The 23,069-nt window shown below is 42.9% G+C and carries 26 protein-coding genes and 2 pseudogenes; 22 read left to right on the top strand and 6 right to left on the bottom strand.

What is annotated here, in order from left to right; all coding sequences use genetic code 11:
• Window positions 1-29 precede the first annotated feature (29 nt).
• From NQ534_RS01400 to tnpC, 17 genes and pseudogenes are all read left to right on the top strand, one after another.
• Window positions 30-1,349 carry a nucleotide sugar dehydrogenase gene (locus NQ534_RS01400; protein WP_006864090.1) on the top strand — a complete coding sequence of 440 codons (1,320 nt, stop codon included), beginning with the start codon at window positions 30-32 and terminating at the stop codon, window positions 1,347-1,349.
• Window positions 1,350-1,765: 416 nt separating this feature from the next.
• A complete protein-coding gene (locus tag NQ534_RS01395) occupies window positions 1,766-2,377 on the top strand; it encodes an acyltransferase family protein (RefSeq protein WP_006864089.1) in 612 nt (203 codons plus the stop codon).
• Window positions 2,355-2,777 (top strand): acyltransferase, encoded by a 423-nt coding sequence (locus NQ534_RS01390; protein WP_006864088.1) that lies wholly within the window; start codon window positions 2,355-2,357, stop codon window positions 2,775-2,777. The genes NQ534_RS01395 and NQ534_RS01390 overlap by 23 nt, the downstream gene beginning before the upstream one ends.
• 47 nt (window positions 2,778-2,824) lie before the next feature.
• Entirely contained in the window at window positions 2,825-3,910 is a 1,086-nt protein-coding gene (locus NQ534_RS01385) for a hypothetical protein (protein WP_006864087.1), read from the top strand.
• 25 nt (window positions 3,911-3,935) lie between these two features.
• Window positions 3,936-5,369, top strand: a complete 1,434-nt coding sequence (locus NQ534_RS01380) for a hypothetical protein (protein ID WP_143115890.1) — start codon at window positions 3,936-3,938, stop codon at window positions 5,367-5,369.
• 103 nt (window positions 5,370-5,472) lie between these two features.
• The gene (locus NQ534_RS01375; protein ID WP_006864085.1) at window positions 5,473-5,961 is read left to right on the top strand and encodes a UCP014422 family protein; all 489 of its coding nucleotides are present in this window, start codon (window positions 5,473-5,475) and stop codon (window positions 5,959-5,961) included.
• A gap of 39 nt (window positions 5,962-6,000) precedes the next feature.
• Window positions 6,001-6,333 (top strand): annotated as a pseudogene (locus tag NQ534_RS21645) (UDP-glucose 6-dehydrogenase); the annotation flags it as partial.
• Between the two features lie 58 nt (window positions 6,334-6,391).
• Window positions 6,392-7,405, top strand: a complete 1,014-nt coding sequence (locus NQ534_RS01365) for a polysaccharide biosynthesis protein (protein WP_040785114.1) — start codon at window positions 6,392-6,394, stop codon at window positions 7,403-7,405.
• A gap of 137 nt (window positions 7,406-7,542) precedes the next feature.
• Window positions 7,543-7,842: a PD-(D/E)XK nuclease domain-containing protein gene (locus tag NQ534_RS01360; RefSeq protein ID WP_006864082.1), complete on the top strand. Its 300-nt coding sequence runs from the start codon at window positions 7,543-7,545 to the stop codon at window positions 7,840-7,842.
• Between the two features lie 30 nt (window positions 7,843-7,872).
• Window positions 7,873-9,069, top strand: a complete 1,197-nt coding sequence (locus NQ534_RS01355) for a polysaccharide biosynthesis C-terminal domain-containing protein (protein ID WP_040785112.1) — start codon at window positions 7,873-7,875, stop codon at window positions 9,067-9,069.
• A gap of 19 nt (window positions 9,070-9,088) precedes the next feature.
• Entirely contained in the window at window positions 9,089-10,276 is a 1,188-nt protein-coding gene (gene wecB, locus NQ534_RS01350; RefSeq protein WP_006864080.1) for a non-hydrolyzing UDP-N-acetylglucosamine 2-epimerase, read from the top strand.
• Window positions 10,277-10,309: 33 nt separating this feature from the next.
• Entirely contained in the window at window positions 10,310-10,510 is a 201-nt protein-coding gene (locus NQ534_RS01345; RefSeq protein WP_242655417.1) for a helix-turn-helix domain-containing protein, read from the top strand.
• Window positions 10,491-10,805 (top strand): hypothetical protein, encoded by a 315-nt coding sequence (locus tag NQ534_RS01340; RefSeq protein WP_006864078.1) that lies wholly within the window; start codon window positions 10,491-10,493, stop codon window positions 10,803-10,805. The genes NQ534_RS01345 and NQ534_RS01340 overlap by 20 nt, the downstream gene beginning before the upstream one ends.
• 423 nt (window positions 10,806-11,228) lie before the next feature.
• Window positions 11,229-12,107, top strand: a complete 879-nt coding sequence (locus NQ534_RS01335) for a hypothetical protein (RefSeq protein WP_143115891.1) — start codon at window positions 11,229-11,231, stop codon at window positions 12,105-12,107.
• A gap of 246 nt (window positions 12,108-12,353) precedes the next feature.
• The gene (gene tnpA, locus NQ534_RS01330) at window positions 12,354-12,740 is read left to right on the top strand and encodes an IS66 family insertion sequence element accessory protein TnpA (protein ID WP_006864076.1); all 387 of its coding nucleotides are present in this window, start codon (window positions 12,354-12,356) and stop codon (window positions 12,738-12,740) included.
• Window positions 12,730-13,092 carry an IS66 family insertion sequence element accessory protein TnpB gene (gene tnpB, locus NQ534_RS01325; RefSeq protein ID WP_006864075.1) on the top strand — a complete coding sequence of 121 codons (363 nt, stop codon included), beginning with the start codon at window positions 12,730-12,732 and terminating at the stop codon, window positions 13,090-13,092. Before tnpA (NQ534_RS01330) ends, tnpB (NQ534_RS01325) begins: the two co-directional genes overlap by 11 nt.
• A gap of 293 nt (window positions 13,093-13,385) precedes the next feature.
• The gene (gene tnpC / locus NQ534_RS01320; protein ID WP_006864073.1) at window positions 13,386-15,014 is read left to right on the top strand and encodes an IS66 family transposase; all 1,629 of its coding nucleotides are present in this window, start codon (window positions 13,386-13,388) and stop codon (window positions 15,012-15,014) included.
• Window positions 15,015-15,074: 60 nt separating this feature from the next.
• Here tnpC and NQ534_RS21825 read toward each other — a convergent pair whose 3' ends face one another.
• The 5 genes and pseudogenes from NQ534_RS21825 to tnpA (NQ534_RS01300) form a co-directional block, all read right to left on the bottom strand.
• Window positions 15,075-15,368 (bottom strand): IS66 family transposase, encoded by a 294-nt coding sequence (locus NQ534_RS21825; protein WP_006864072.1) that lies wholly within the window; start codon window positions 15,366-15,368, stop codon window positions 15,075-15,077.
• Between the two features lie 141 nt (window positions 15,369-15,509).
• Window positions 15,510-15,851 carry an IS66 family insertion sequence element accessory protein TnpB gene (gene tnpB / locus NQ534_RS01310; protein WP_006864071.1) on the bottom strand — a complete coding sequence of 114 codons (342 nt, stop codon included), beginning with the start codon at window positions 15,849-15,851 and terminating at the stop codon, window positions 15,510-15,512.
• Between the two features lie 254 nt (window positions 15,852-16,105).
• Window positions 16,106-16,180 (bottom strand): annotated as a pseudogene (locus tag NQ534_RS21820) (IS66 family insertion sequence element accessory protein TnpA); the annotation flags it as partial.
• A gap of 228 nt (window positions 16,181-16,408) precedes the next feature.
• The gene (tnpB, locus tag NQ534_RS01305; RefSeq protein ID WP_006864070.1) at window positions 16,409-16,762 is read right to left on the bottom strand and encodes an IS66 family insertion sequence element accessory protein TnpB; all 354 of its coding nucleotides are present in this window, start codon (window positions 16,760-16,762) and stop codon (window positions 16,409-16,411) included.
• On the bottom strand, window positions 16,755-17,123 hold the full coding sequence (gene tnpA / locus NQ534_RS01300) for an IS66 family insertion sequence element accessory protein TnpA (RefSeq protein ID WP_260042960.1): 369 nt from the start codon (window positions 17,121-17,123) through the stop codon (window positions 16,755-16,757). The genes tnpB (NQ534_RS01305) and tnpA (NQ534_RS01300) overlap by 8 nt, the downstream gene beginning before the upstream one ends.
• A 202-nt stretch (window positions 17,124-17,325) precedes the next feature.
• Between tnpA (NQ534_RS01300) and sfsA the strand changes: the two genes are divergently transcribed.
• From sfsA to NQ534_RS01280, 4 genes are all read left to right on the top strand, one after another.
• On the top strand, window positions 17,326-18,030 hold the full coding sequence (gene sfsA / locus NQ534_RS01295) for a DNA/RNA nuclease SfsA (RefSeq protein ID WP_006864052.1): 705 nt from the start codon (window positions 17,326-17,328) through the stop codon (window positions 18,028-18,030).
• A 28-nt stretch (window positions 18,031-18,058) separates the two neighbouring features.
• Window positions 18,059-18,544, top strand: a complete 486-nt coding sequence (locus NQ534_RS01290; protein WP_040785102.1) for an acyl-CoA thioesterase — start codon at window positions 18,059-18,061, stop codon at window positions 18,542-18,544.
• Between the two features lie 16 nt (window positions 18,545-18,560).
• Complete coding sequence (locus NQ534_RS01285; protein WP_006864054.1) at window positions 18,561-19,364, top strand: metallophosphoesterase; 804 nt, start codon at window positions 18,561-18,563, stop codon at window positions 19,362-19,364.
• 131 nt (window positions 19,365-19,495) lie between these two features.
• Window positions 19,496-21,769 carry a hypothetical protein gene (locus tag NQ534_RS01280; RefSeq protein ID WP_040785104.1) on the top strand — a complete coding sequence of 758 codons (2,274 nt, stop codon included), beginning with the start codon at window positions 19,496-19,498 and terminating at the stop codon, window positions 21,767-21,769.
• A gap of 136 nt (window positions 21,770-21,905) precedes the next feature.
• Here NQ534_RS01280 and NQ534_RS01275 read toward each other — a convergent pair whose 3' ends face one another.
• Complete coding sequence (locus tag NQ534_RS01275) at window positions 21,906-22,313, bottom strand: AAA family ATPase (RefSeq protein ID WP_242655415.1); 408 nt, start codon at window positions 22,311-22,313, stop codon at window positions 21,906-21,908.
• Between the two features lie 101 nt (window positions 22,314-22,414).
• Between NQ534_RS01275 and NQ534_RS01270 the strand changes: the two genes are divergently transcribed.
• Window positions 22,415-23,041, top strand: coding sequence for a hypothetical protein (locus NQ534_RS01270; RefSeq protein ID WP_006864057.1), 627 nt, complete (start codon window positions 22,415-22,417; stop codon window positions 23,039-23,041).
• Window positions 23,042-23,069 lie beyond the last annotated feature (28 nt).

Here is a 23,069-nt window from a genome sequence, read left to right as displayed (position 1 = left end):
ATTGAAATTATAGTTAAGGAGAAAGAAAAATGTCACTATACACAAAAATTGTTTCTGGTGAAGAGAAAATTGCAGTGGTCGGCTTGGGATATGTAGGTATGCCTATTGCTGTTGCTTTTGCCAAGAAAGTTAAGGTCATTGGTTATGACTTGAATGAGGCAAAGATTGAGTTATATAAGCAGGGTGTAGATCCGACAAAAGAAGTTGGTGATGACGGAATTAAAGCAACTACAGTCGAGTTTACTTCTGATGAAATTAAACTGCAGGAAGCAAAGTTTATTATTGTTGCTGTCCCTACGCCGGTAAATACTGATCATACTCCTGACCTTACTCCAGTAATTGGGGCATCTGAAATTGTAGGAAGAAACTTAACTAAGGGAGCGATTGTTGTATATGAATCCACTGTATACCCAGGATGCACTGAAGATGTATGCATTCCAATTCTTGAAAAGAAATCTGGAATGAAGTGTGGCGAAGATTTTAAGATTGGCTATTCCCCAGAACGAATCAATCCAGGGGATAAGATTCACCGACTAGAGAACATTCATAAGATTGTATCTGGCTGCGATTCAGTGACGCTTGAAGAAATTAAGAATATATACGATCTTGTGATTGAAGTGGGTACACATCCAGTTTCTAATATTAAAACAGCAGAGGCTGTAAAGGTTGTTGAGAATAGCCAGCGTGATATCAACATTGCATTTATGAATGAGCTTGCAATGGTATTTGATCGTATGGGAATTGATACCAATGAGGTTGTTGATGGTATGAATACTAAGTGGAATGCTCTTGGGTTTCGTCCAGGTCTCGTTGGCGGTCACTGCATTGGTGTAGATCCATATTACTTTACCTATGAAGCGGAGAAACTTGGTTATCACAGTCAGATTATTCTTAATGGTCGTATTGTAAATGACAGCATGGGTGCATATGTTGCGGATGCAGCTGTTAAGCAAATGATTGCAGCGGGACAGGCTCCTAAAAAGGCTAAAGTAGTTATTCTTGGTCTTACTTTCAAAGAGAATTGCCCAGATACTAGGAATAGCAAAGTAGATGATATCATTAAGCAGTTGAAAACATATGGAATTCATCCGACCGTTATTGATCCATGGGCAAGTGAGAGAGATGCTATGCATGAATATGGAGTTAAACTTAAGTCGATGGATGATGCGAGGAACGCTGATTGCGTAATCGTTGCAGTCGCTCACAATGAGTTTAAAGCCTTGAGTCTTGCGGATATTAAATCACTGTTTAGAGAGTCTGCGGATGATGAAAAGGTTCTTCTTGATGTTAAGGGATTGTATAAAGTTGCTGATCTTGAAGCATCTGGAATGAGGTGGTGGAGATTGTAAAGCGAAGGGAATTTAAAAATACATTTATCAGATTCTTACTACATATAACCATATATGGTCAATGAAAGAGATGTTCTTTGTCCTTCAGAGCCTTGATGTAACAATAAAAAGTTCACTTTTCTTATTCCGAAATAAGAGGATTGAAGCTTCATAAGCCACAACAAGGCGTACACGTGTGTCTGGGGCTATTGTGAAGGGGAAGTCCATCTACCACGCTGTATAAAAATGGAAGCAGGTGAAGTGGTTGAAAGATGTCAGTACTAGCTTTGATGCTTTTTCTCTTCTGATCAGTTGATTTATTGCGTTGGCTATGTTGTGTAGTTGAGATGTAGAGAGAAAGAAGAAAAGTAAGATAACTTCTCTGTGGTAAAAACCACAGAGAAACAAGTGGTCAATCAATCACAGGGAGTAATAGGATGATATGGATTAAATATGCAAGTATATATGGTATAAGTATTCTTTTTGCATTTATTGTTGCTGGAATTATATCAAAAAACAATACGGATGAATATTTTGGGAGAACGAATTCAAAAATCATGAAAGGTATAGCTATTCTTGCAGTTATGCTTTGTCATCTAATGGGGACATTTGGTGGCGGCACAACTTTATTCACGCCATTAGGTGGAATAGGTGTTTCTATATTTTTGATGCTATCCGCATATGGAATTAACGAATCATATACCAGGGGGGATTGCTTCTGGTGGCGAAAACGAATAGTTGCAGTTTTTATTCCATACTTTATAATTCAATGCATTTTGTATTGGCCGTTTCATAAATTCAATATAATTGATTTTGTTCTTGATGTTACACTGATATCTCCGCGATATCATAATGGATGGTATTTAAATTATCTGTTGATCTGTTATATATTTTTTTATCTTGTAATGAGGGTTCCATTCCTAAAAAATCATAAAATTACAGTGTTTGCGGTTCTTTCAGTAGCATCTTTTTTTGTTAAGAGAAATCAAAGCAGAACAAGCGATGTCTTTTTTGACAGGTATAGTTTTGTCAGAATACAAGGAGTCTGAGCTAATACGGAAATGTTCAAACTGGAAAACAGGTATTTTTTTATTAGCGATTGGAATCGTAGCATTGGCTGTAAAACAAATAGATTTTATTAGAAACTTACCACAGATAAGTTATAATTTTATTCAGTTGTTAATTAAGCTGCCGTGTGGTTTGGGGATTTGCTTCATGCTGATATCTATTGGAAAGAAACTGAATCTAAAAGTATTTGCTATAATAGGAGCAATTTCGTATGAATTATATTTGGTACATGGATATATTTTGCAGTGGGTTAATGTTTCGATATCTGGTGAGATAATATTTATTGTCGGAAGTGTAGCAGGTGCAATTATTTTGCATTATGTAATGAGTTTGATTAAGAAAAGTGTTTGGAATAAAACGTTTATAAATTTTCTAAACTGACAGCAAACATTGCAGTTATAGATTCGACATTGCAGGAAAGGAAAAATATGGATAATACATATTGTGAGTTACTGAAATATATAAAAGAAACGCAAGAAATTGCTACAAAGGCGTTACAGTGTTTTGACAAAAATGCAGAATTTCGTTTAATTGATTCGTTGGATTTAGGTATTCCATATGATGTTGACCGTCTCGCAGGAGGATTTCCAACAGGGGTGTATGTTTACTGGCATTGTAAAGAGCCGATAATTCCGGTAGATGCAACTGTTAACTGCTGTTCGGCGAGTGTTTTTGTGTTGGGAAAGAAAGTAGAATTTGATGAACTTCAATTTATTGATAGATTAAAGAATATCAATAGTATATGGAAAAACAGTTCGTATATGATGAACTTTGACAGAGGGAACCATTTTATTTCATTGTGTGTTGATGAAAATGGCGAATACTATCTTATAATGCATTCAACTGCCAAAGAGTTTACGAAAGGATATAATGGGCTATATCCGGTAAAAGGAAACTGGTATTATGATAAAATCAAAGTTTATCATAGTGGAAAAAGATACTTTCGGTATATCAATGGAAAGGAGGCGGTTCTGTTTAGAAATACTGCAAAATCACTAAATCAATACAATGAAATCAGACATGAATACATTGCTTATAGTATATTGAAAAAATTGAATATAGATATTGTAAGGACAGAATATTTTCATCATTATGGAATGGATGATGACAGTTCCATAAAAATTGGCTGCTATACCGTGGATAAGAACAGTATCTTTCCGATTTTTAGTAAGCCGTCATATTATATCGATTTATTTAAAATTTCAGAATGTACTAGACGGACAGAAGATGGTCAATATATTGTCCCGCACGGGTGGGGCAAATGTTTTATAAAACCATTAAATGTTTTTTGCGATTTTAATAATAGGCATCTTTATATGGGAAATAAGAAATTTGACATTTTTTCTGAAGATAATTTTTATAGACTTCCGGAATTGGTTTACAGGGATTATGAAAAAAATGACGGAGAAAATGGTTTCTATGATTATTATAAAGAGGAATTTAAAGGTAAAGTGATTAGAAGACTGTCTCAAAAAATTTGTCTGTCAGCATCTGGCATTAAGCACTATTTATGAGAGCTTTTAAAATGAGGTTAAGCAAATGAGAAAATCTACATTAATGAGAAGGATAGCAAGACGTAAAAAAACGCTTGTTAAATTGTCGGTAATAACATTAGTCATGGGTGGTCTGTTTGTGTATTCGTTAATAAAAAATGTAGAGATGTTGAAAGAGATAATGGCAATGGCTATTTCTGCTTTTGTTTCAACTATACTGGCCATTTATATGACAAAAGAAGATATTCTGGAGAATGATTATGCCGAAAAAAAGGATGATTTTGGTATTTTAACGTTTGAAGATGGATATAAGGATGTTTTTACAAATAAAGATTCACAAATGTATTTAAAATCTATGGACTGGGAAAATTTTTTTGCCCAGGCTAAAGCAGAGAAGAAATTATATTTTGTCGGAATTTCTTTTTATAGTTTTTTTGATAATATAGAAATACGTAATATATTATATAAACTTTGCATAGAGAACAAATATGATATTTATATTATTCTTGCAAATCCATTTGACAGAGAAATTGCAAGGGTCAATCAGGTGGAAGAAAAATCGGAAGAGAATGAACTTCAACAAAGGATACTTAGAACGTATAAGTTTTTTGAAAATGATTTGAAAAATGATAAGAACAAAAATGCAAAAGATAAACTGCATATCTGGTTCAGTGTTACGATACCAACGGCATTGATTATCAAATCTGGAAAATATATGATTGTAACACCGTATATGCTTGAAAATCCTGAAAGAACGCCAACGCTTATTATAGAAGATTCAAAATCACAGTCTTTTTATGAAAAATATGATAATTATTTAAAGGTAATAGAGAAGCACCATTATACATATGAACAGCTTAGGAAAAGTATATCAACGGATGAGTTTTTTACACAATCATACACAAGTCTTTCACAGGAATTCTATGCGGATATAGAGCGTAGTAAGTATGTTGCCATTATTGGACTCAGCCAGGGACGTATGCTTCGTACATTAGGAAGCTGTTACCGCCGTCTTTTAAAAAAGGGTGTGAAAATAGATATTATTCTTACGGATCCAGATGGAGAAAGTACTAAAATGTGTGCAAGGCGCTCCTCAAGTAATAGAAATGATATTGAAGGAGATATCATTGTTCATAAGGAAGCGATTAACAGATTGATTGACATGAAAAAAGATGGAGAACTTAGCATATACGTATCGGATTTTATGTATCCTTATACAATGTATGCGTTTAACTGTAAAGATGGCGTAACAGAGGAAACAAAAATGTATATATGGCAGACGGTTTTATTTGAGGCTTCTGATAAGAGACCGGGATTTGTGTGTGAAGGAGAAGAAGATCAAGAAAGAATGGAATCTTATTTCCGTCAGTTCCGAGAACTCCGAGATAACTGCGATTTAACACATGAGGTTATTAAGAAATATGATACGGAAAAAAAGGGGGATAATAAAAAAGGTTTTATGTTTGGGAAAAAGAAATGAGACGGTGTTTAACATATTAAAGGAAGGGTAGCAGATGCTCTGAAAAGGTTATGATATTAGGGAAAATATATTCAAAGAATTAGAAAAAAGGAGATGAAAACTTATGAAAGATGAAGAAAAATGGAAAATGCCGCACATAATTAAAATTCCGGAGGCATTTACTGCATTGGTTGATGAACGTTATAAAAGAGAAGATAAAGGGACGCTTCTTGTTTTTTCGTCAGATTATTCAAAACGATATACAGTTAAAAGCTTTAATGACGGGTATGCGTCAAATGATAATATGTCCTATAATAAAGGAATCCTGGGGTATCCAATTGTTCTTGCATTGATACTTGAGGAAAAACTGGCAGTTGACAGAAAAATAGCATCACTTTTTGGCGGAACGAATTGGACGGAAATAAATATCAAATATGATAAAAATTTCACGTCTTCTATGGATGCAGTAATAAAGGCTGTATCAAATGAAATATATAGCTACGACTTGATATATGTGAGTATTCAAAATGTGTATGAGCAACTTGAACAAATGCTGGAGCGAATAAAACGATATGAAAGTACAGTTTCTTTTAAAGATTCAATGAATATATAGAATAAATGGTGACGAGAAACGGTTATGAACATTAGATCACGTATAGGGATGTGTTATAATAATCCATATTTTGGCTACTTGGGCACTGTTTACTGGAAGACATTAAGCAGCTTTTTGCCACTTATATGGATGTATCGCAGAACATGATGAGTGCAATCGTGGAATCTAACTGTACCCGTAAAGACCTCATTGCAGAGCGGGTGTTGGGGATAACAGGCAGGTATGGGGCAAAACGTGAATATGAGGCGGTTCGGAAAAAAAGTGACTGTCGGCTTGTTTCAGCTGACGATGAAGTCAAATCCTGATAATTTCCGCCAGAGTTTTATACAGAATGTCATGAAGCAAATAAAGGCTAAAGGAGTTACCGCGATTAATACAGAAAAACTTGGGAAGATAAAGGGATGGGGTATTTACAGGAAAAACATTATTAATTACAGGAGGGACAGGCTCTTTCGGCAATGCTGTACTGAACCGCTTCCTGGCAACGGATATCGGGGAAATCCGCGTGTTTTCCCGTGACGAGAAAAAGCAGGATGACATGCGGCATGAATTCCAGGCGAAGATGCCGGAGGCAGCAGACAAAATCAGTTTTTACATAGGGGATGTCCGTGACCTGGCATCTGTGAAGAATGCGATGCATGGCGTGGATTATATTTTCCATGCGGCTGCCCTGAAGCAGGTCCCTTCCTGCGAGTTTTTCCCGATAGAGGCAGTAAAAACAAATGTCCTGGGTACGGAAAATGTCCTCACGGCGGCGATTGACGAGGGTGTGGAAGCAGTCATCTGTCTTTCCACGGATAAAGCTGCTTATCCGGTAAATGCGATGGGAACCTCCAAGGCAATGATGGAGAAGGTGATCGTGGCGAAGAGCCGTACCACAAAGAAAACGAAAATCTGCTGCACACGTTACGGAAACGTGATGTGCAGCCGCGGTTCTGTCATCCCGCTCTGGATTGACCAGATCCGCAATGGAAACCCGATTACGGTGACAGAGCCGGCAATGACGCGCTTTATTATGTCGCTGGAGGAAGCGGTTGATCTGGTCCTGTTTGCATTTGAGCACGGTGAGGCAGGGGATATCCTTGTGCAGAAGGCTCCGGCGTGTACCATCCAGACGCAGGCGGAAGCGGTGTGCGCTCTGTTTGGCGGCAATAAGGAAGACATCAAGGTAATCGGCATCCGACATGGGGAGAAGATGTACGAGACCCTGCTTACCAATGAGGAATGCGCTCATGCGGTTGACCTGGGAAACTTCTACCGCGTACCATGTGATAAGAGAGGTCTGAATTACGACAAGTTCTTTACACAGGGAAATACGGAGAGGGCGAAGCTCAGTGAGTTCAATTCAAATAATACAAAACTCCTTACAGTAGAAGAGACGAAGGCGAAGATTGCGTCTCTGGCATATATCCAGGAAGAGCTGGCGAAAGAAAAAATGAAATAAACAGGCAGCCGCAGCTAATAATCTTGCAGACGGTCCGCATTGATGGTAAGATGAAAACATCAGAACACTGGCACTGGTTCCAGGAAAGGGAAAGATGCTTACGTTGGATATGCTGAAGGGATACTTCACGGGCGGACATGTCAAGAATAGAAAAATTCTGCGCGGCATTTCCGGATGGGGATGCGGAACGGATTGAAGAGATGCTTCACGGGTATCTGTGGGATTCCATCAGTGTGCGTGATACCGCTGTCCGCAAAAATATGAAAGAGAAATTTTATCATGGTATGGTGCTTGGGCTCCTGCAGAGCAGAAGCGACTGGCTGGTCAGATCAAATGCAGAGACAGGGGAAGGCTACAGTGATATTCTGGTATACATGCCGGATAAGACCGGCATCGTGATCGAACTGAAATATGCAGATGACGGAAACCTGCAATAATATAAAACTTATTATATGGGGAGAAAAAACATGAACATACTGGTAACAGGCGCGAAGGGCATGGTGGGAACCGCCCTTGTCGCCAATTTGAAGAATATAAAGGAAAAGAAAAACCGTACCCGCCCGGATATCGTGATTGGTGACATTTACGAATATGATATCGATTCCACGCCGGAAGAGCTGGAGGAATACTGCCGGAAGGCGGATTTTGTGTTTAACCTGGCAGGGGTGAACCGCCCGAAAGACCAGGAGGAATTCATGAATGGGAACTTCGGGTTTGCATCTACCCTGCTGGATACCCTGAAGAAATATAACAACAGGGCGCCGGTGATGCTGTCCTCTTCCATCCAGGCAACGCTGATCGGGCGTTACGGCACTTCGGATTATGGGAAATCGAAGCTTGCCGGGGAGGAGCTGTTTTTTGATTACGGGAAAGAAAACGGGGTGAAGGTGGCGGTCTACCGTTTCCCGAACCTGATGGGGCACAGCCGCCCGAATTACAACTCCGCGGTTTCCACATTCTGCCATGCGGTGGCGAATGACCTGCCGTTCACGGTGAACGACCGCTCCACGGAGCTGGAGCTGCTGTACATCGACGACCTTGTGGAAGGGATGTATGACCTGCTGGAGGGAAAGGAAAAACACTGTGAATATGATGGTCTCTGTCCGGCGGAAAAGGCGGACGGACGGTACTGCTATGTCCCGGTTACTCATAAAGTTACCCTTGGAGAGATTGTGGATCTTCTGGAGCAGTTCAGGCAGCAGCCGGAAACCCTGATGATGCCGAAAATGCCGGAGGGCTCTTTTGCCAAAAAACTGTACAGCCTGTATCTGACCTATCTTCCTGCAGAGAAATTTAAATATGGGCTGAAGATGAACTGTGATGACCGCGGCAGCTTTACGGAGCTGGTGCACACGGCAGACTGCGGGCAGGTCAGCATCAATATCAGCAGACCGGGGATCACGAAGGGACAGCACTGGCATAATTCCAAATGGGAGCTGTTTATTGTGGTTGCCGGACACGGGCTGATCCAGGAGAGGAACATCCATACCGGGGAAAAAGTGGAGTTTGAGGTCAGCGGGGATAAGATTGAAGCGGTGCATATGATTCCGGGATGGACGCACAACATCATCAACCTAAGCGACACGGAAAACCTGGTGACAGTGATGACCTGCAATGAGATTTTCAATCCGGACAGACCGGATACATTCAGCGAGCCGGTATAGGGGAAGGAGAAAAGGAAAAATGACAGGGATAAGGACAGACTATTCGGATATACATTTTCAGGATAATGGGAAGCTGAAGCTTCTGATCATTGTCGGTACCCGCCCGGAGATCATCCGCCTGGCGGCGGTGATCGGGAAGTGCCGGAAATATTTTGATGTGATACTTGCGCATACAGGGCAGAATTATGATTATAATTTAAACGGCATTTTCTTTAAAAACCTGAAGATTGGCAGTCCGGAAGTGTATATGGATGCAGTGGGGGATGACCTTGGAGCAACGGTAGGAAATATCATCAACTGTTCGTACAAGCTGATGAACCAGGTGAAACCGGATGCACTTCTGATCCTGGGGGACACCAATTCCTGCCTGTCGGCGATAGCGGCAAAGCGCCTGCACATCCCCATTTTCCATATGGAAGCAGGGAACCGCTGCAAGGACGAGTGCCTGCCGGAGGAGACAAACCGCCGGATCGTGGACATTATTTCCGATGTCAACCTGGCGTACAGCGAACATGCAAGAAAATACCTGCATGAGTGCGGACTGCCGAAGGAGCGCGTGTATGTGACCGGCTCCCCGATGGCGGAGGTCCTGCACCAGAATCTTCCGGACATTGAAAAATCGGATATCCTGGAAAAGCTGGGGCTGGAGCCGCACCGGTACATCCTGCTTTCTGCGCACCGGGAGGAGAACATCGACACGGAGAAGAACTTCCTGTCGCTGTTCACGGCGGTTAACAGGATGGCAGAGAAATATGACATGCCGGTCCTGTATTCCTGCCATCCGCGTTCGCGGAAACGCCTGGAGGCATCTGGCTTTAAGCTCGACAGGCGTGTGATCCAGCATGAGCCGCTCGGCTTCCATGACTATAACCATCTCCAGATGAATGCGTTTGCCGTGGTATCCGATTCGGGGACCCTGCCGGAGGAGAGCAGCTTCTTTACCAGTGTGGGACATCCCTTTCCGGCAGTGTGCATCCGCACCAGCACGGAGCGCCCGGAGGCGCTCGACAAGGGCTGCTTCATACTGGCGGGCATTGATGAGAAGAGCCTCCTGCAGGCGGTGGATACCGCAGTGCAGATGAACCTGGACGGGGATTACGGGATCCCTGTGCCGGATTACCTGGAAGAAAATGTGAGCACGAAGGTAGTGAAGATCATCCAGAGTTACACCGGGGTGGTGGATAAAATGGTATGGAGGAAATACTGACAGGCAATGTATGATCCGGATGAGGCGTGCAGGATGATGGCAGAAAAGATAAATGGGATATGTGCACAGAAGGGCATGACACCGTATGCCCTCGCGAAAAAAGCCGGGATATCCACGTCTGCCACCAGTTACCTTCTGGAAGGGAAAACAAAACCGCAGGTGTATACGCTGCTGCTGGTATGCAATGCGCTGGATGTGACGGTGGGGGAACTGTTTGACGGGGAAAACAGCTGACCAGGAATTTGAAGGCATATATTATGTATACGGGCTTCATCTTCCGGCACAGATTGTTGTGACAAAGGAGCTTGACCATAAAAAGCACAGGAGTTTAAGGGTTCTTTCGGAGGATGTGCTGGAGGAAGACGCTAGGGCGTTTATAGAGGATGCCCGTAAGCTTACCGCACAGGGTGATCTGCGATATTGCAATATTTATAGAGATTTTTATCATCTTTTTGGTTATGTAGAACCATTGCAGCCAGATAATATGGGGAATGCGCCTCATATGGTCCGAAATAGCCGGATTCATTAATGAACACGCTCAGTATTTTTTCTGACACTTCTTTTCCCTGGTGGCTTACAAGTCGTTTGCACTATAAAATCGGTTAAAAAGTAACAAAAAAATGGCGGGGAAATTCCCCGCCGCTCGGTGAACCAGGGTCTTTCGACCAGCCCAATCAGTGGTAACCACTGATTTATTCTACTCTTATTCTATTTGAAACATACGCGTTTGTCAAACGAAAATTTTTGAACAAATTGTAAAGAAAATCGTAAATTGTGGCTTTTACTTATCAAAATGACCCTTTTAACAATATAAGCTGACATTTCGTTAAATAAAATCATTCTGTAAATTTTCTGAAAACTTTTTCCTGACCGCTTGTAATGAGTTAAATTCAATGGTAGAATTACAGTAGAAAAGAATACAGAGGTGCATTAAAGAGAAAGGAGGCTGCCAGTGGAGAATGAAAATATAACACTTTCCGACATGGACATACAGTGGCATCCCGCTTTCTGTGCGGCGGCGGAGCTGGAATTTAAGGGGAACAAGACCGAGCTTGATTTCCAGCGTGAATATAACCTGAGTAAGAAACCATTACAGATAGATCTTCTTGTAGTTGAAAAGCTGGATGATGTGAACGTTGAGAATGAGATTGGCCGGATCTTCAGAAAGTACAATGTGATAGAATATAAATCTCCCAAAGATGGGTTGACGATTGACGATTTCTTTAAAACATTTGCTTATGCGGAGCTATATAAAAGCCAGGGGAAAACGGTTGACCAGATTCCCATTAACCAGTTAACAGTTTCGGTAGTTAGGGAAGGAAAGCCGGAAGAACTGTTCCGGAGCCTGGTGAAATACGGATTCACGGTTGAAGAGAAGTTTAAAGGCATATACTATGTATATGGGCTTCATCTCCCGGCACAGATTGTTGTAACAAAGGAGCTTGACCGTAAAAAGCACAGGAGTTTAAGGGTTCTTTCGGAGGATGCACTGGAAGAAGACGTCAGGGCGTTTATAGAGGATGCCCGTAAGCTTACCGCACAGGGTGATCTTATTAATGTGGATGCGATCCTGCAGGTAAGCGTGTCGGCGAACTATAATCTGTATAACGAATTGAAAAGGAGGTATCCTGAGATGTGTGAAGCGATGAAAACATTAATGCGGGATGAAATGATGGAAGCGCAGAGAGAGGGCGAGATGAAAAAGGCCAGGGAAACGGCATTAAAGATGAAAAAAAAGGGATATTCTGACACTACAATTGCAGATATTCTTGAAGTAGGTGTGACTACTGTACAACAGTGGTTCTCTGAGAAAACGTCTGTCGCGAGATAAAAAGTAAATGGTAGAAATGTAGATTCCCCCTGTGAGGCAGATACACACCGCGTGAGGCTGGATATCTGGATCACAGGGGTATTTATGTAGTAAGCGCCTACTAATAATCGTGTAGACTGTCCGCATTGATGGTAAGATAAAAACACCAGAACACGTAAACGTTCCATAGTGTGTACCTAGTTTTCCTTCCCATTTTTTGAGATAATCACTCTAAAAAACTAACGAGTTTTTTGGAGGAAACTAAAGATGGAAAAAATTACTCATCAGATGCGTCTGCAGCAATGGTCAAAGATCATTTCCGAATGCCTTGCCAGCGGTCAGAATAAAACCGCCTGGTGCAGACAGAATGGAATCTCTGACAAAAAGTTTTTCTACTGGCAGAAGATTCTGCGCCGTGAAGCGTATGCACTTGCTGAAACTTCTAATGATAAAACACTTGTTCCAGTTACTGCACAGCCTCAGACGATCCCTTTTGTAGAATTAAAACTGGAACAGAATGCATCCGGATCTTCCGTTTATAATGATGTCAGACCAGATGCTGTTATTCAGACAAATGGGATGACCATTGGATTCACGAATTCTGCTTCACCAGACCTCATCCGTGCCGTCGGAGGACTGATCCATGCTGAATAATGGGTCCTGCTTCAAAAGGGTATTTATTGCAACAGGCTACTCAGATCTGCGGCGTGGCCTGGAAGGGCTGGCAAACATCATCCGGTTCCAGTTCCATCTTGACCCATACGATAAAGATACACTTTATCTGTTTTGTGGGAAGCGGAATGACAGGATCAAAGGACTCCTCTGGGAAGGCGATGGATTTCTGCTCCTGTATAAGCGCCTTGACAACGGTGCCTTCAACTGGCCAAGAACCCGGCAGGAAGCACTTGAGATCTCGAAAGATCAGTACCATATGCTCATGCAGGGATTAGAGATCGTTGCAAAACATCCGATCCTGCAGATAACGTCTCCACAAAAGGAACTTTAGGTTTTGTGCAATTCGCAGAAAATGAAAAATTTTTCCGGGCAGCAAAGCTGCTGAAAAACATCAGAATAACTGTGTTATCCACAGCTGCAGACAGTGTGCGTACCCTTCTGATAATAAAGGAGGATCCGCCTGTACTGTCTGTGGATAACAATGCCGGATATCCGCTGAACCGCAGATCTTTATCGGATACCTGGCATTGTTATCCACCGTCATTATGACGAAGGTGGCAAATGCCCTGAGTGGCATAAATACTGTATTTCTGCTATAATCAGACCAGTAAAGGAGTTCTGATCATGGCACACAGATATACAGAAGAACAACTGAATACTGCTGACAAATCCCTGCTCATTCAGATCATTATGAATCTTCAGGACCAGACAGAGTCTCTGACAAAAGAGGTTCACGAACTGGACAATAAGATGCAGCTTATGCTGGAGCAGCTCGTCCTCGCAAAGAAAGACCGTTTCGGACGCTCTTCCGAAAAAATGGAAGATGCTGTCCAGATCCGTTTCATGGAAGCAGACGGAAACATCGTATTCTTCAATGAAGCGGAAGCGGTATGTGACCCTGATGCACCGGAGCCGGAAGATCTCGCGGCAGATAAAAAACGCGGCAGGAAACAGTCCGGCAGGAAAGAGGAAAATCTTTCTTCCCTGAAGGTGAACATCATCGGTCATTATCTCTCTGACGAGGAACTGGTCCGTGAGTTCGGCGAAAAAGGCCGGAAACAGCTGGCAGACACGATCTCACGCCGGTATAAATCCGTTCCGGCAAGCGCAGAGGTTGATGAGCATCATATCGGTGTCTATGCAAGCAAGAAAGATGGCCACATGGTACGGGCTCCCCATCCAAAGGGGCTGCTTCATGGAAGTCCGGTATCCTCATCTCTGGCTGCCGCAGTCATGAATGCCAAATATGTGAATGCGGTGCCGTTATACCGTCTTGAGAAAGAATTCGAACGGTACGGCCTTGCTATCACCAGACAGAACATGGCAAACTGGATGATCCGTCTTTCCGGAGAATATCCGGGCCTGCTGTACGATAATCTGCATAAGCTTCTTTATGGCTATCACGTGATACAGGCGGATGAGACGACATGTGTGGTCAACCGTGACGGAAGAGCAGCCGGAGCCAAAAGCTATATGTGGGTCTATCGTTCCGGCCATCTTTACACCGACAGGCAGATCGTGCTGTATGAATATCAGAAAACACGAAATGCTTCACATCCCCGAAAGTTCCTTAAGGACTTTAAAGGGATCTGTGTGACCGACGGCTACCAGGTATACCATACCATCGAAAAGGAACAGGAAGACCTGCAGATCGCCGGATGCCGGGTGCACGCAAGACGCAAGTTCAACGATGCACTGGAACAGATACCGAAAAAAGAACAGAAAAAAACAATCGGTTATCTGGTGATGAAACAGATCCAGGCAGTCTACCGTGAGGAAGGCAAACTCAAGGATCTTTCCTCTGAGGAACGGCTGAAACAGCGTCAGGTAGTGATCAAGCCACTGGTGGATGCACTGTTCTTATATCTGAAGCAGAATGAACCAGGGATTCAGGCAAAAGGTAAAATGCGTGAAGCGTTCAACTATGCCCTGAATCAGGAGAAGTATCTGAAAGTATTCCTCACAGACGGAGATGTCCCAATGGACAATAACGCCAGTGAACGTGCAATCAGAGGCTTTACAGTCGGACGCAAGAACTGGCAGATGATCGACACGATCAATGGCGCTAATGCATCTGCTGTGATCTACAGCATTGCGGAGACTGCAAAAGCAAACAACCTGAAGCCTTATGAATACTTTGAACATCTGTTGAGCGAGATTCCGAAACATATGGATGACCACGGTCTTGCATTCTTAGAAGACCTGCTGTCATGGTCTCCTGAATTGCCGGAACACATCCGTAAAAATAAGTAACGATTTGTCAGGGCTGTGAAAACAGCCCTTTATTTAATAATGGTACACGCTATGGAGCGTTTACCGGATCACGGTCTCTTCTTCCAACAGGGAAAGATCCTGTTCCACTTCCGCTTCATCAAAAAGGTGCTGCTGTCCTGGAATGTCATCGGTTCTTCTTTCGCTGGAGGAACCGAAAAGCTTTTTGGTAAGATAGTCCACCTGCTCCTGAAGGGCTTTTTCGTGGCTGCTTTTTTCGTCAATAACAAGACGGAGAGATCTGATCAGTTCCGTCTGCCCAGAGATCATTGTTTTCAGTTGTGTTATGGTGTCCTTCAGCTCTGAAAGCTGGATATCTTTTGCACTGGAAGCCATCGTTCTCTCCTTGGATCTGGTACCTTTATTATACCAGAAATACAGCCATTCCTAAAGGAAAACAAGGGCTGAAAAGCGCTGGATTTATAAGGAAATCTGCCATTTTTTTGTGTAGGATTTTTGCCGAAATCCAGATGTTTTTTACTCTGCTTTGAGTGCTTTTGGCTGGTCGATATCAATTCCTGACATCAGCCAGTCAAACTCCCGCCAGGAAAGATTCCGGACTTCCGGCTGCTTTCTGGGCCATTGATATCCACCCTGGACAGACAACCGTTTATAGATCAGGACAAAGCCATCCGGTTCATGGAACAGGGCTTTGATCCTGTCCCGTCTTCTTCCACAGAACAGGAAAAGCGCACTGGATGCCGGATCCATCTTAAGCTGGTCTTCGATAATGGCACAGAGACCATCAATCGATTTGCGCATGTCCGTATAACCGCAGACAATGTAGATCTTTTCAAGGCCGGAGATATCACTTGACATGAGGCCTCCCGGATCAGGCGGAGTGTCCTGGTGAGCAGGACAGGATCGGCATCATTGCTGATGCGGATTGTCACATCATTCATGGACACTTCAATCGTATGTGGATTGTCAGGGTTCGTTTGGTGCATCTGCGATGCTATATGTTGTTCCGGAAGGTGATCCGAAACAATGCCAATGGGAACCACGTCCTGCTTTGAACGCGGGATCTCACAATGACCATAATTCGGTGCTGGGATCTGATCCGCTGCTGCTTTCCTGCAGCGGCTGACCCAGTTATAAAAAGTGCTTACTGCGATGTCGTTTTCACGGCACCAGTCAGCATCTGTCATGCCGCTTTGGCGGCATTCATTGATAAGCCTGATCTGTTCCGCCATCGGAACACGGGCCTTGCGGGTAACTGTCATAACCTATCCTCCGTAATTGTAGTGAAATAGTCTAAATATCTTTCATCTACAATTATAGTGGAAACCAGAGTATTAGGAAATCCGCGGGAATATTTGGCGCTTACGCATAAAAGGAAGAAAATTTCGGCTTTTTGCGGATTGACAGAGCTAAGCTCACACGACAACCTTCGGATGGCGCTCTTCAAAAGCACCGCTGGGCTTGAGGGATAGACCATCACACAGCCAATGGATTTCTTTTAATGTGACTTTTTTCAGTTCATCCGGTGTATCAGGCCAATGGAAAGAATCACGGTCCAGTCGTTTCATCAGGATCCAGAATCCGGATCCGTCCCACTGAAGGATCTTGATCAATGTGCGCCTGCGATTGCAGAACGCGAACATACCGCGGGAGTACGGGTCGAGATGGAATTTCAGTTTGATGACCGCTGCCAGACCCGTGTAGCTTTTACGGAGGTCTGTGCAGCCGCATGCCAGATAAACAGTAGTGCTACCGGAAAAATCAAGCATAGCTCTTTAACGCCTGAAGAAGGGCTGCCATCAGCCTGGATGGACAGTCAGCACCGATCTCGATCCGGATATTTTCCGGGAGACAGATCGCCACAGGGGAGTTACCCATGTTTTCAGCAGTTCGGATCTCCTGAACAGATGGAAGCTTTGCGAACACCGTCTCGCTGTCCTCTTCTTTTTCGGAGACTTCTGACTGGATCTTTCGGATCCAGTAACCCAATGTAGACTGTGGACCCCCATTCTGTTTACACCAGTCTTTACGGGATAAACCACTTGCCTGGAAAGCGCTGATCCAGTCTGTCCAAGGATCAGTCTTTGAAGCTGCATTGTCATTCATATTTATAATCATCACCTCCATCATTTGAAATCATCTTATCAAATGTGGAGATAAATTTGTAGATACGGATTATTACCTACTTACGAATAAATAAATTCCCCAAATAGAATCATGTGAAATATGATTTAATAAAATTTTTTCAATATGTGAATAGAATCCAATGCGGATTTGTAGTATGATTGTTGTAAAATACATCTGGTGACGGATAGTGTAATTGCAGAAGAAAATGACAGATGGGTATGGCAATATGAGATATGAGCAGATAGTATATGGGAAATTTGAAGAGAGATGTAATCGCTTTGCAGCACATGTGTGGATTGACGGCAGACTGGAAACTGTCCATGTGAAGAATACGGGGCGGTGCCGTGAACTGCTTTTTCCGGGAGCGGATGTGGCTTTGGAGCTGTCAGATAATGTGAATCGGAAAACAAAATATGATTTAATCAGTGCTTATAAGAAAAGTCTTGGATGGGTGAATATTGACAGCCAGGCGCCGAACAGGGTAATGGGGGAGTGGCTGGTGCGGCAGGGCTACACTTATGTAAAGCCGGAATATAAATATGGCGCTTCCCGCATTGATTTTTATATGGAAAAAGGGAAAGAGAAATACTTGCTGGAAGTAAAGGGCTGCACGCTTGAGGTGGAAGGGAAGGGATTTTTTCCGGATGCCCCAAGTGACCGGGCGCGAAAGCATGTGCGGGAACTGCAGAAGGCTGTTTTGGAGGGGGATCATGGGATCGTAGCGTTCGTGATTCCAATGGCAGGGGTTACAGAGGTGCTGCCCAATATGGCGACGGACTCTGAATTTGGCGAAGCCCTGGAGGCAGCGGAAAGAGCAGGCGTGGAAATCTGGTATATGCCCTGCAATGTGACGGAGAATACGTTGAGCATTAGTCGAAAAATTGAGCGAAAAAATGGTTTCGTGCAATAAAAATGTGTTGAGGGAGGAATACAGGAATATGGAACAGGAACAACGAAAAATGAAGCGGGCGAGTGATTCTCAGGTGGAACAATCGTATCTTCTGATGCCGCGTCATATCAATGGCAGCGGTCGGCTGTTTGGCGGGCAGTTGGTGGCATGGATAGACGAAGTGGCAGGTATTGTGGGTAAACGCCATGCGGAGTCGGATATTGTGACGGCATGTTTCGACAATCTGATTTTTAAGGCGGGTGCCTATCTGAATGACACGGTGGTTGTCCGGGGGCATCTGACTTATGTGGGAAATACTTCTATGGAGGTACGTGTGGATACCTATCGGGAAGCTCTGGATGGTACGAGAACGATGATTAATCGTGCCTATGTGGTGATGGTAGCTGTGGATCGGAATGGGAAATCGCGTCCGGTTCCGGGTCTTTTGGCAGAGGGGGAGAGTGCAAAAGCAGAATGGGAAGCAGCCCAAAAGCGGGCGGAGCTGCGCAAAGTGCGAAGAAAAGAAGGATTTTAGCATTAAAGGAGATTTGATGAAAGACAAGTTTATTTTAACGGAATATAAGGTGACGGCAGGTTTGCCGGGAAAGCTGACCCTCGGTCTGATATTTGATCTGCATGAACATGATTCGCAGGAAGTGCTTGCGCTTTTGCGGCAGGGAAAACCGGATATGATCATGGTTGCCGGGGATACCTTTGAGCGGCATGGATCAGACAGGGATACCATTAGGACAGCAGAGGAAGGAATCCTGGAGAAGATGCTGCGCCGCATTCTGATGAAGGCGGATGACTTGTTTGAGCGGATATTCGGAGAGCATAAGCATGAAACGGAATATGCTTATCAATTTTTGCGGGAAGCCGAAAGGATTGCTCCGGTGTTTTTAAGTATCGGAAATCATGAGTGGTATTTACTGCCGGAAGATTTGGAGGTTATCCAAGAGAGCGGGGGACAGCTGCTGAATAATGCAGACTGTCAGATTTGTATAAACGGCATGACAATTCGTATTGGGGGCTTGTCATCCGATGCAGATTTGGAATGGCTAAATGAATTTTGCGCAAAAGACGGCTATAAGATATTGCTTTGCCATCATCCGGAATACTATGATCGTTATTTAAAAGGACGGGGGATTGATTTAATTTTGTCCGGACACGCGCATGGCGGTCAGATACGTATATGGAATCGGGGAATTTACGCACCGGGACAGGGACTTTTTCCCAAATATACGAGGGGAATCTACGATAGCAGATTGATTGTTACTTCCGGCAGCTCCAACACGGCTTCTGTTCCGAGATGGGGTAATCCATGTGAAGTAGTGATAATACGCATTTCCACCTGACTCGGCGATTTGCACTTTTGACATGCTATTTCTTGAAAGACTGATTTTTGTATCTGGTCAGGGGACAACGATGGTTTTAGGCAAAATCCATGTATCAGGATGTTGATACATCATATTTGGGAGGGAGAACAATGAAAAAACGGAGCTTGATTTTGGGAATGACGCTGTGGCTTTTGGCATCAGCAATCGTTTGTGCAGAAGATGACGGAACCATATGGCTGGACGATCCGGAGATTACAAATGTCAGAGGGCAGTCTTCGGCATCTATGCCGGATTTTCTGGTAAATGAGACGGGTGTATATGACCTTCGTTATTATGAAACGGACGTATATGAAAACTATAAAAATGCAATGGAAAGTGTGTGGCACAATTATCTGAATGATTATGATAAAGTACAATACTGTCAGCTTGTAGACAAGATGGATGGAATGCAGTGGGCTGTAGACGGGGCTTCCGTAGTTTTGGGCGAAACCTTGGATCAGAAGCGATATCTGGAGATCTTGACCGGCATGCTTTCGGCAATGTCTTATGACTTAAAAGACTACATGGATGCGCAGAAAGACCTGGATAAAATTAAGGATGTGGCAGAATACGGTCAGGATGTAGTTGATATTATGACGGCAGTTGTCGGGGTGGATGCATCCGCTACTGCAAATGCCACGGAGAACATAAGAAGACAACTGGAAGATTTACAGTATTCCATAGGGGTGACCTGGGACGGGGCAGGATTTGTATTGGAACAGCAGGAGAAATTTGAGCTATATGAACAGATTCTGCAAAATTACACGATGTATAGTGATTTTTTAAATGCAATTGAGACATATGCGGAAGATGAGAATTTGGCTGCCGCAGCAAATATATTGAAGAAAGATGTCGGCATTATGCTTCGGTATCAGTTGGACCAGATTGCGGATGCGGCTGGAGATGCGGCAGTTTTTCTGGGGAAGGATGTCATATTTGATGGCATTATTCCGGAACTGCTGGCAAGTAAGGATGTACTGGCTCTGAGTGAGACAGATTATGAGGTGCTGCGCTTCCTCAATGATTCGGCGAAGGCAGTAGGCGATATGATCTCCTTAGGACAGGCATCGTTTAAACTTGGCATTTTGGGCGGAGATATGCTTTTTGGCACGACCAACATATATAGGCGTTATAATGAAGTATTTGCAATTCGAAAAATACGCGATGCATTGAATAAGGCGATTGAAGCGGAAGTTGTCTTCATACAGAGTCCGGAACAGATAAATAGAATTGAAAAGATACAGAATCTGATGGAAAATTTGCTGTATGTGGATTATAGAGGATATTACTGTGTTTATAATATGCTGGTGAATGATTCTCAATTATTGAGCCTTCTTGAGTTTCATAATTATGAAGACTATAAGGAATGGCTGCAAAAAGCGGGAGATATTACACGGATGGATCTGGATACTGTGGAGAAGATTTTTCCGAGCCTGGAGTTTTACCGTATGACGGATGAAGAAATTGCAGTCATGGGCGGAGAACATAACAAATCTGAGAACAGTGATATGCTGTCGGCATATGGGAACATATTATGGCAGTATTATGATGTATGGAACAGCGGAAACCTTAATTTGGAGATGAGCAGTAATCCGGAGAATATTGTCAATTATTTGCTATATTTTGGAAATTATGACGGCACGATCAGTCTGGCATTCACTCTGGAGGATTTAGACGGAAATGGGATTCAGGAGCTATTGATAGGGATGCTTTCAAATGGTTCCTGCAGTGTCATTGATGTATTTTCTTATGTTGATGGAGCTGTTATACATATGTTTAGCGGTGCAGAACGATCTCACCTTACAATTTGTGAAGATGGTATTATTTCGGAAAATGGATCCGGAGGCGCTCAGCATAACTTTCAACACTATTACAAGATAAATGAAGATGGAAAATCGTGTGATACAATTCTTTACTATTATATAAACAGTGAGAACTATACGGTAGAAGAAGTGGATGGAACGATTACGGCGTTTGATGGCAATTATGATAAATATCTTAATGTTTATAGTGAAGCGCAGTTTGCCTGGACCGGGCTGAATGAAGACAATATTGCAGAAGAAACAGTGCAGAGAAATATGGCCGGACCGGCACTCAAAGGATACGACATTGTTCAGGCACCGTACTTTAGAAATGGACTCTGTGAAAACATATGGTCAGTTTTGCAGAATTACTATTTGCGGAAGATGGGGGCTGATGAGTATCAAAACGTTTACTTCGATTTTGATTATGAAAATAATGACCATACTATGGAATATGCAGATATAGTTGAACTGCAGACCGGGCAGGTACGGTATTCGGTGTCTGTTAATCTCGGGACGGGCGATGCAGTTGAGCAGAGCTGGGATGGTACGGTGGATTATTTTAACGTATTTGATTTGTGAATATTACGATACCAAAAACAGCGGCAGAATCACGTCTCAAAATCACGCTTCTGTCGCTGTTCCGGCATCTTATCTTAATTATGTCAGGGACTGATTATTGGCTGCAGCCAGTATGATCTCTGCATCAATCGTATGCTTATCCTGCTGTGCCCCGATCGTCAGGGCATCTGTCATTAGGTTGTCTATCTTCCGGGCATTGCCCACCGTATCCATGGATTGCGCTGACAGCGTCCCCTCCCAGGATGCTGCGGCTCCTTCCCGTAAGTTCCAGCTTATGCTGGATATAATCCGGCACCGCCTGATCAGATAGCCCTTCATAATTATAATGGACGGTAATCTGTTGCCGGAGGGCTTCGTGGACCTGCTTCTCCAGGATATGGTTCAGATACGGCTCTCCTATCAGTACCAGGCTGAAGCAGTTCAGGGAATCATAACGGTAATTCATCAGCATCTTCAGGTCCCGCAGGATATTATAATTCAGATACTGCGCTTCATCGATCGCAAGGATCAGGGGCTGTTTCTTTTCTTTATACAGGTAATACACCCGCTCCTGGATCACTTTAAACAGCGTGGTAAAATTGGGCCATGGGAAGGTAGTGCCTGTGGCTTAATTTCACTTTGGAATGGGAGAGATGGTACGCCCAAATGATTCTTGAGCAATTTATAGTTGCTGGTGCAGTTTATGTAGATCCATTTACATATAGGTGCATTGATGGGGAACTGATTGAGAAAGAAATTATCTTGCCATATAAAAAAAGTGAATATGACGTGGAAGGTTTTTTCACTTTTGACATAGACATAGTTCAATGGATGATGGCAGAGAAAGGGCTTGATATCAAGTATTATACAGTAGATAGAATTAAGGCGATATTCGATGAATGGAATGAAAAAGTTAAAGAATTTTTAGAGTTTGAGGATCAATACAATCTTGACTACAATAGCGTTAAGCTTCTCAAGACTTTCCGGCTTGAGTCTAAAGAGGATTATAATGGCATTGATTTAGACCATTTCATAGAATTGGGAGACTTTATTTATCATAATCCTGTCTTTGAAGTGCTTAAAGAATATAAGGAGTTATTCAATATTGCTTATCACAATGATTTAGTATCTCAAGTAATTAATGCGACAATTTCAGATATGGCTGAGTCTTCTCATATTGGTGTGAAGGTTCCTGTAAAGGAAGGAGCTGAAGCTGTTAAAATTTTAAAATATACGTCTAAAAAGCTAGACAGAATATACACAGCTTCTTCATTAGGAGATAGTATCCTATGATAATATGCAAATAATAGAAGATGATATT

Origin of the sequence: Marvinbryantia formatexigens DSM 14469 (assembly GCF_025148285.1) — a bacterium.
GTDB classification, from domain to species: domain Bacteria; phylum Bacillota; class Clostridia; order Lachnospirales; family Lachnospiraceae; genus Marvinbryantia; species Marvinbryantia formatexigens.
The sequence above is the reverse complement of the archived record's forward strand: the minus strand, read 5'-3'. Positions and strand labels throughout refer to the sequence as shown.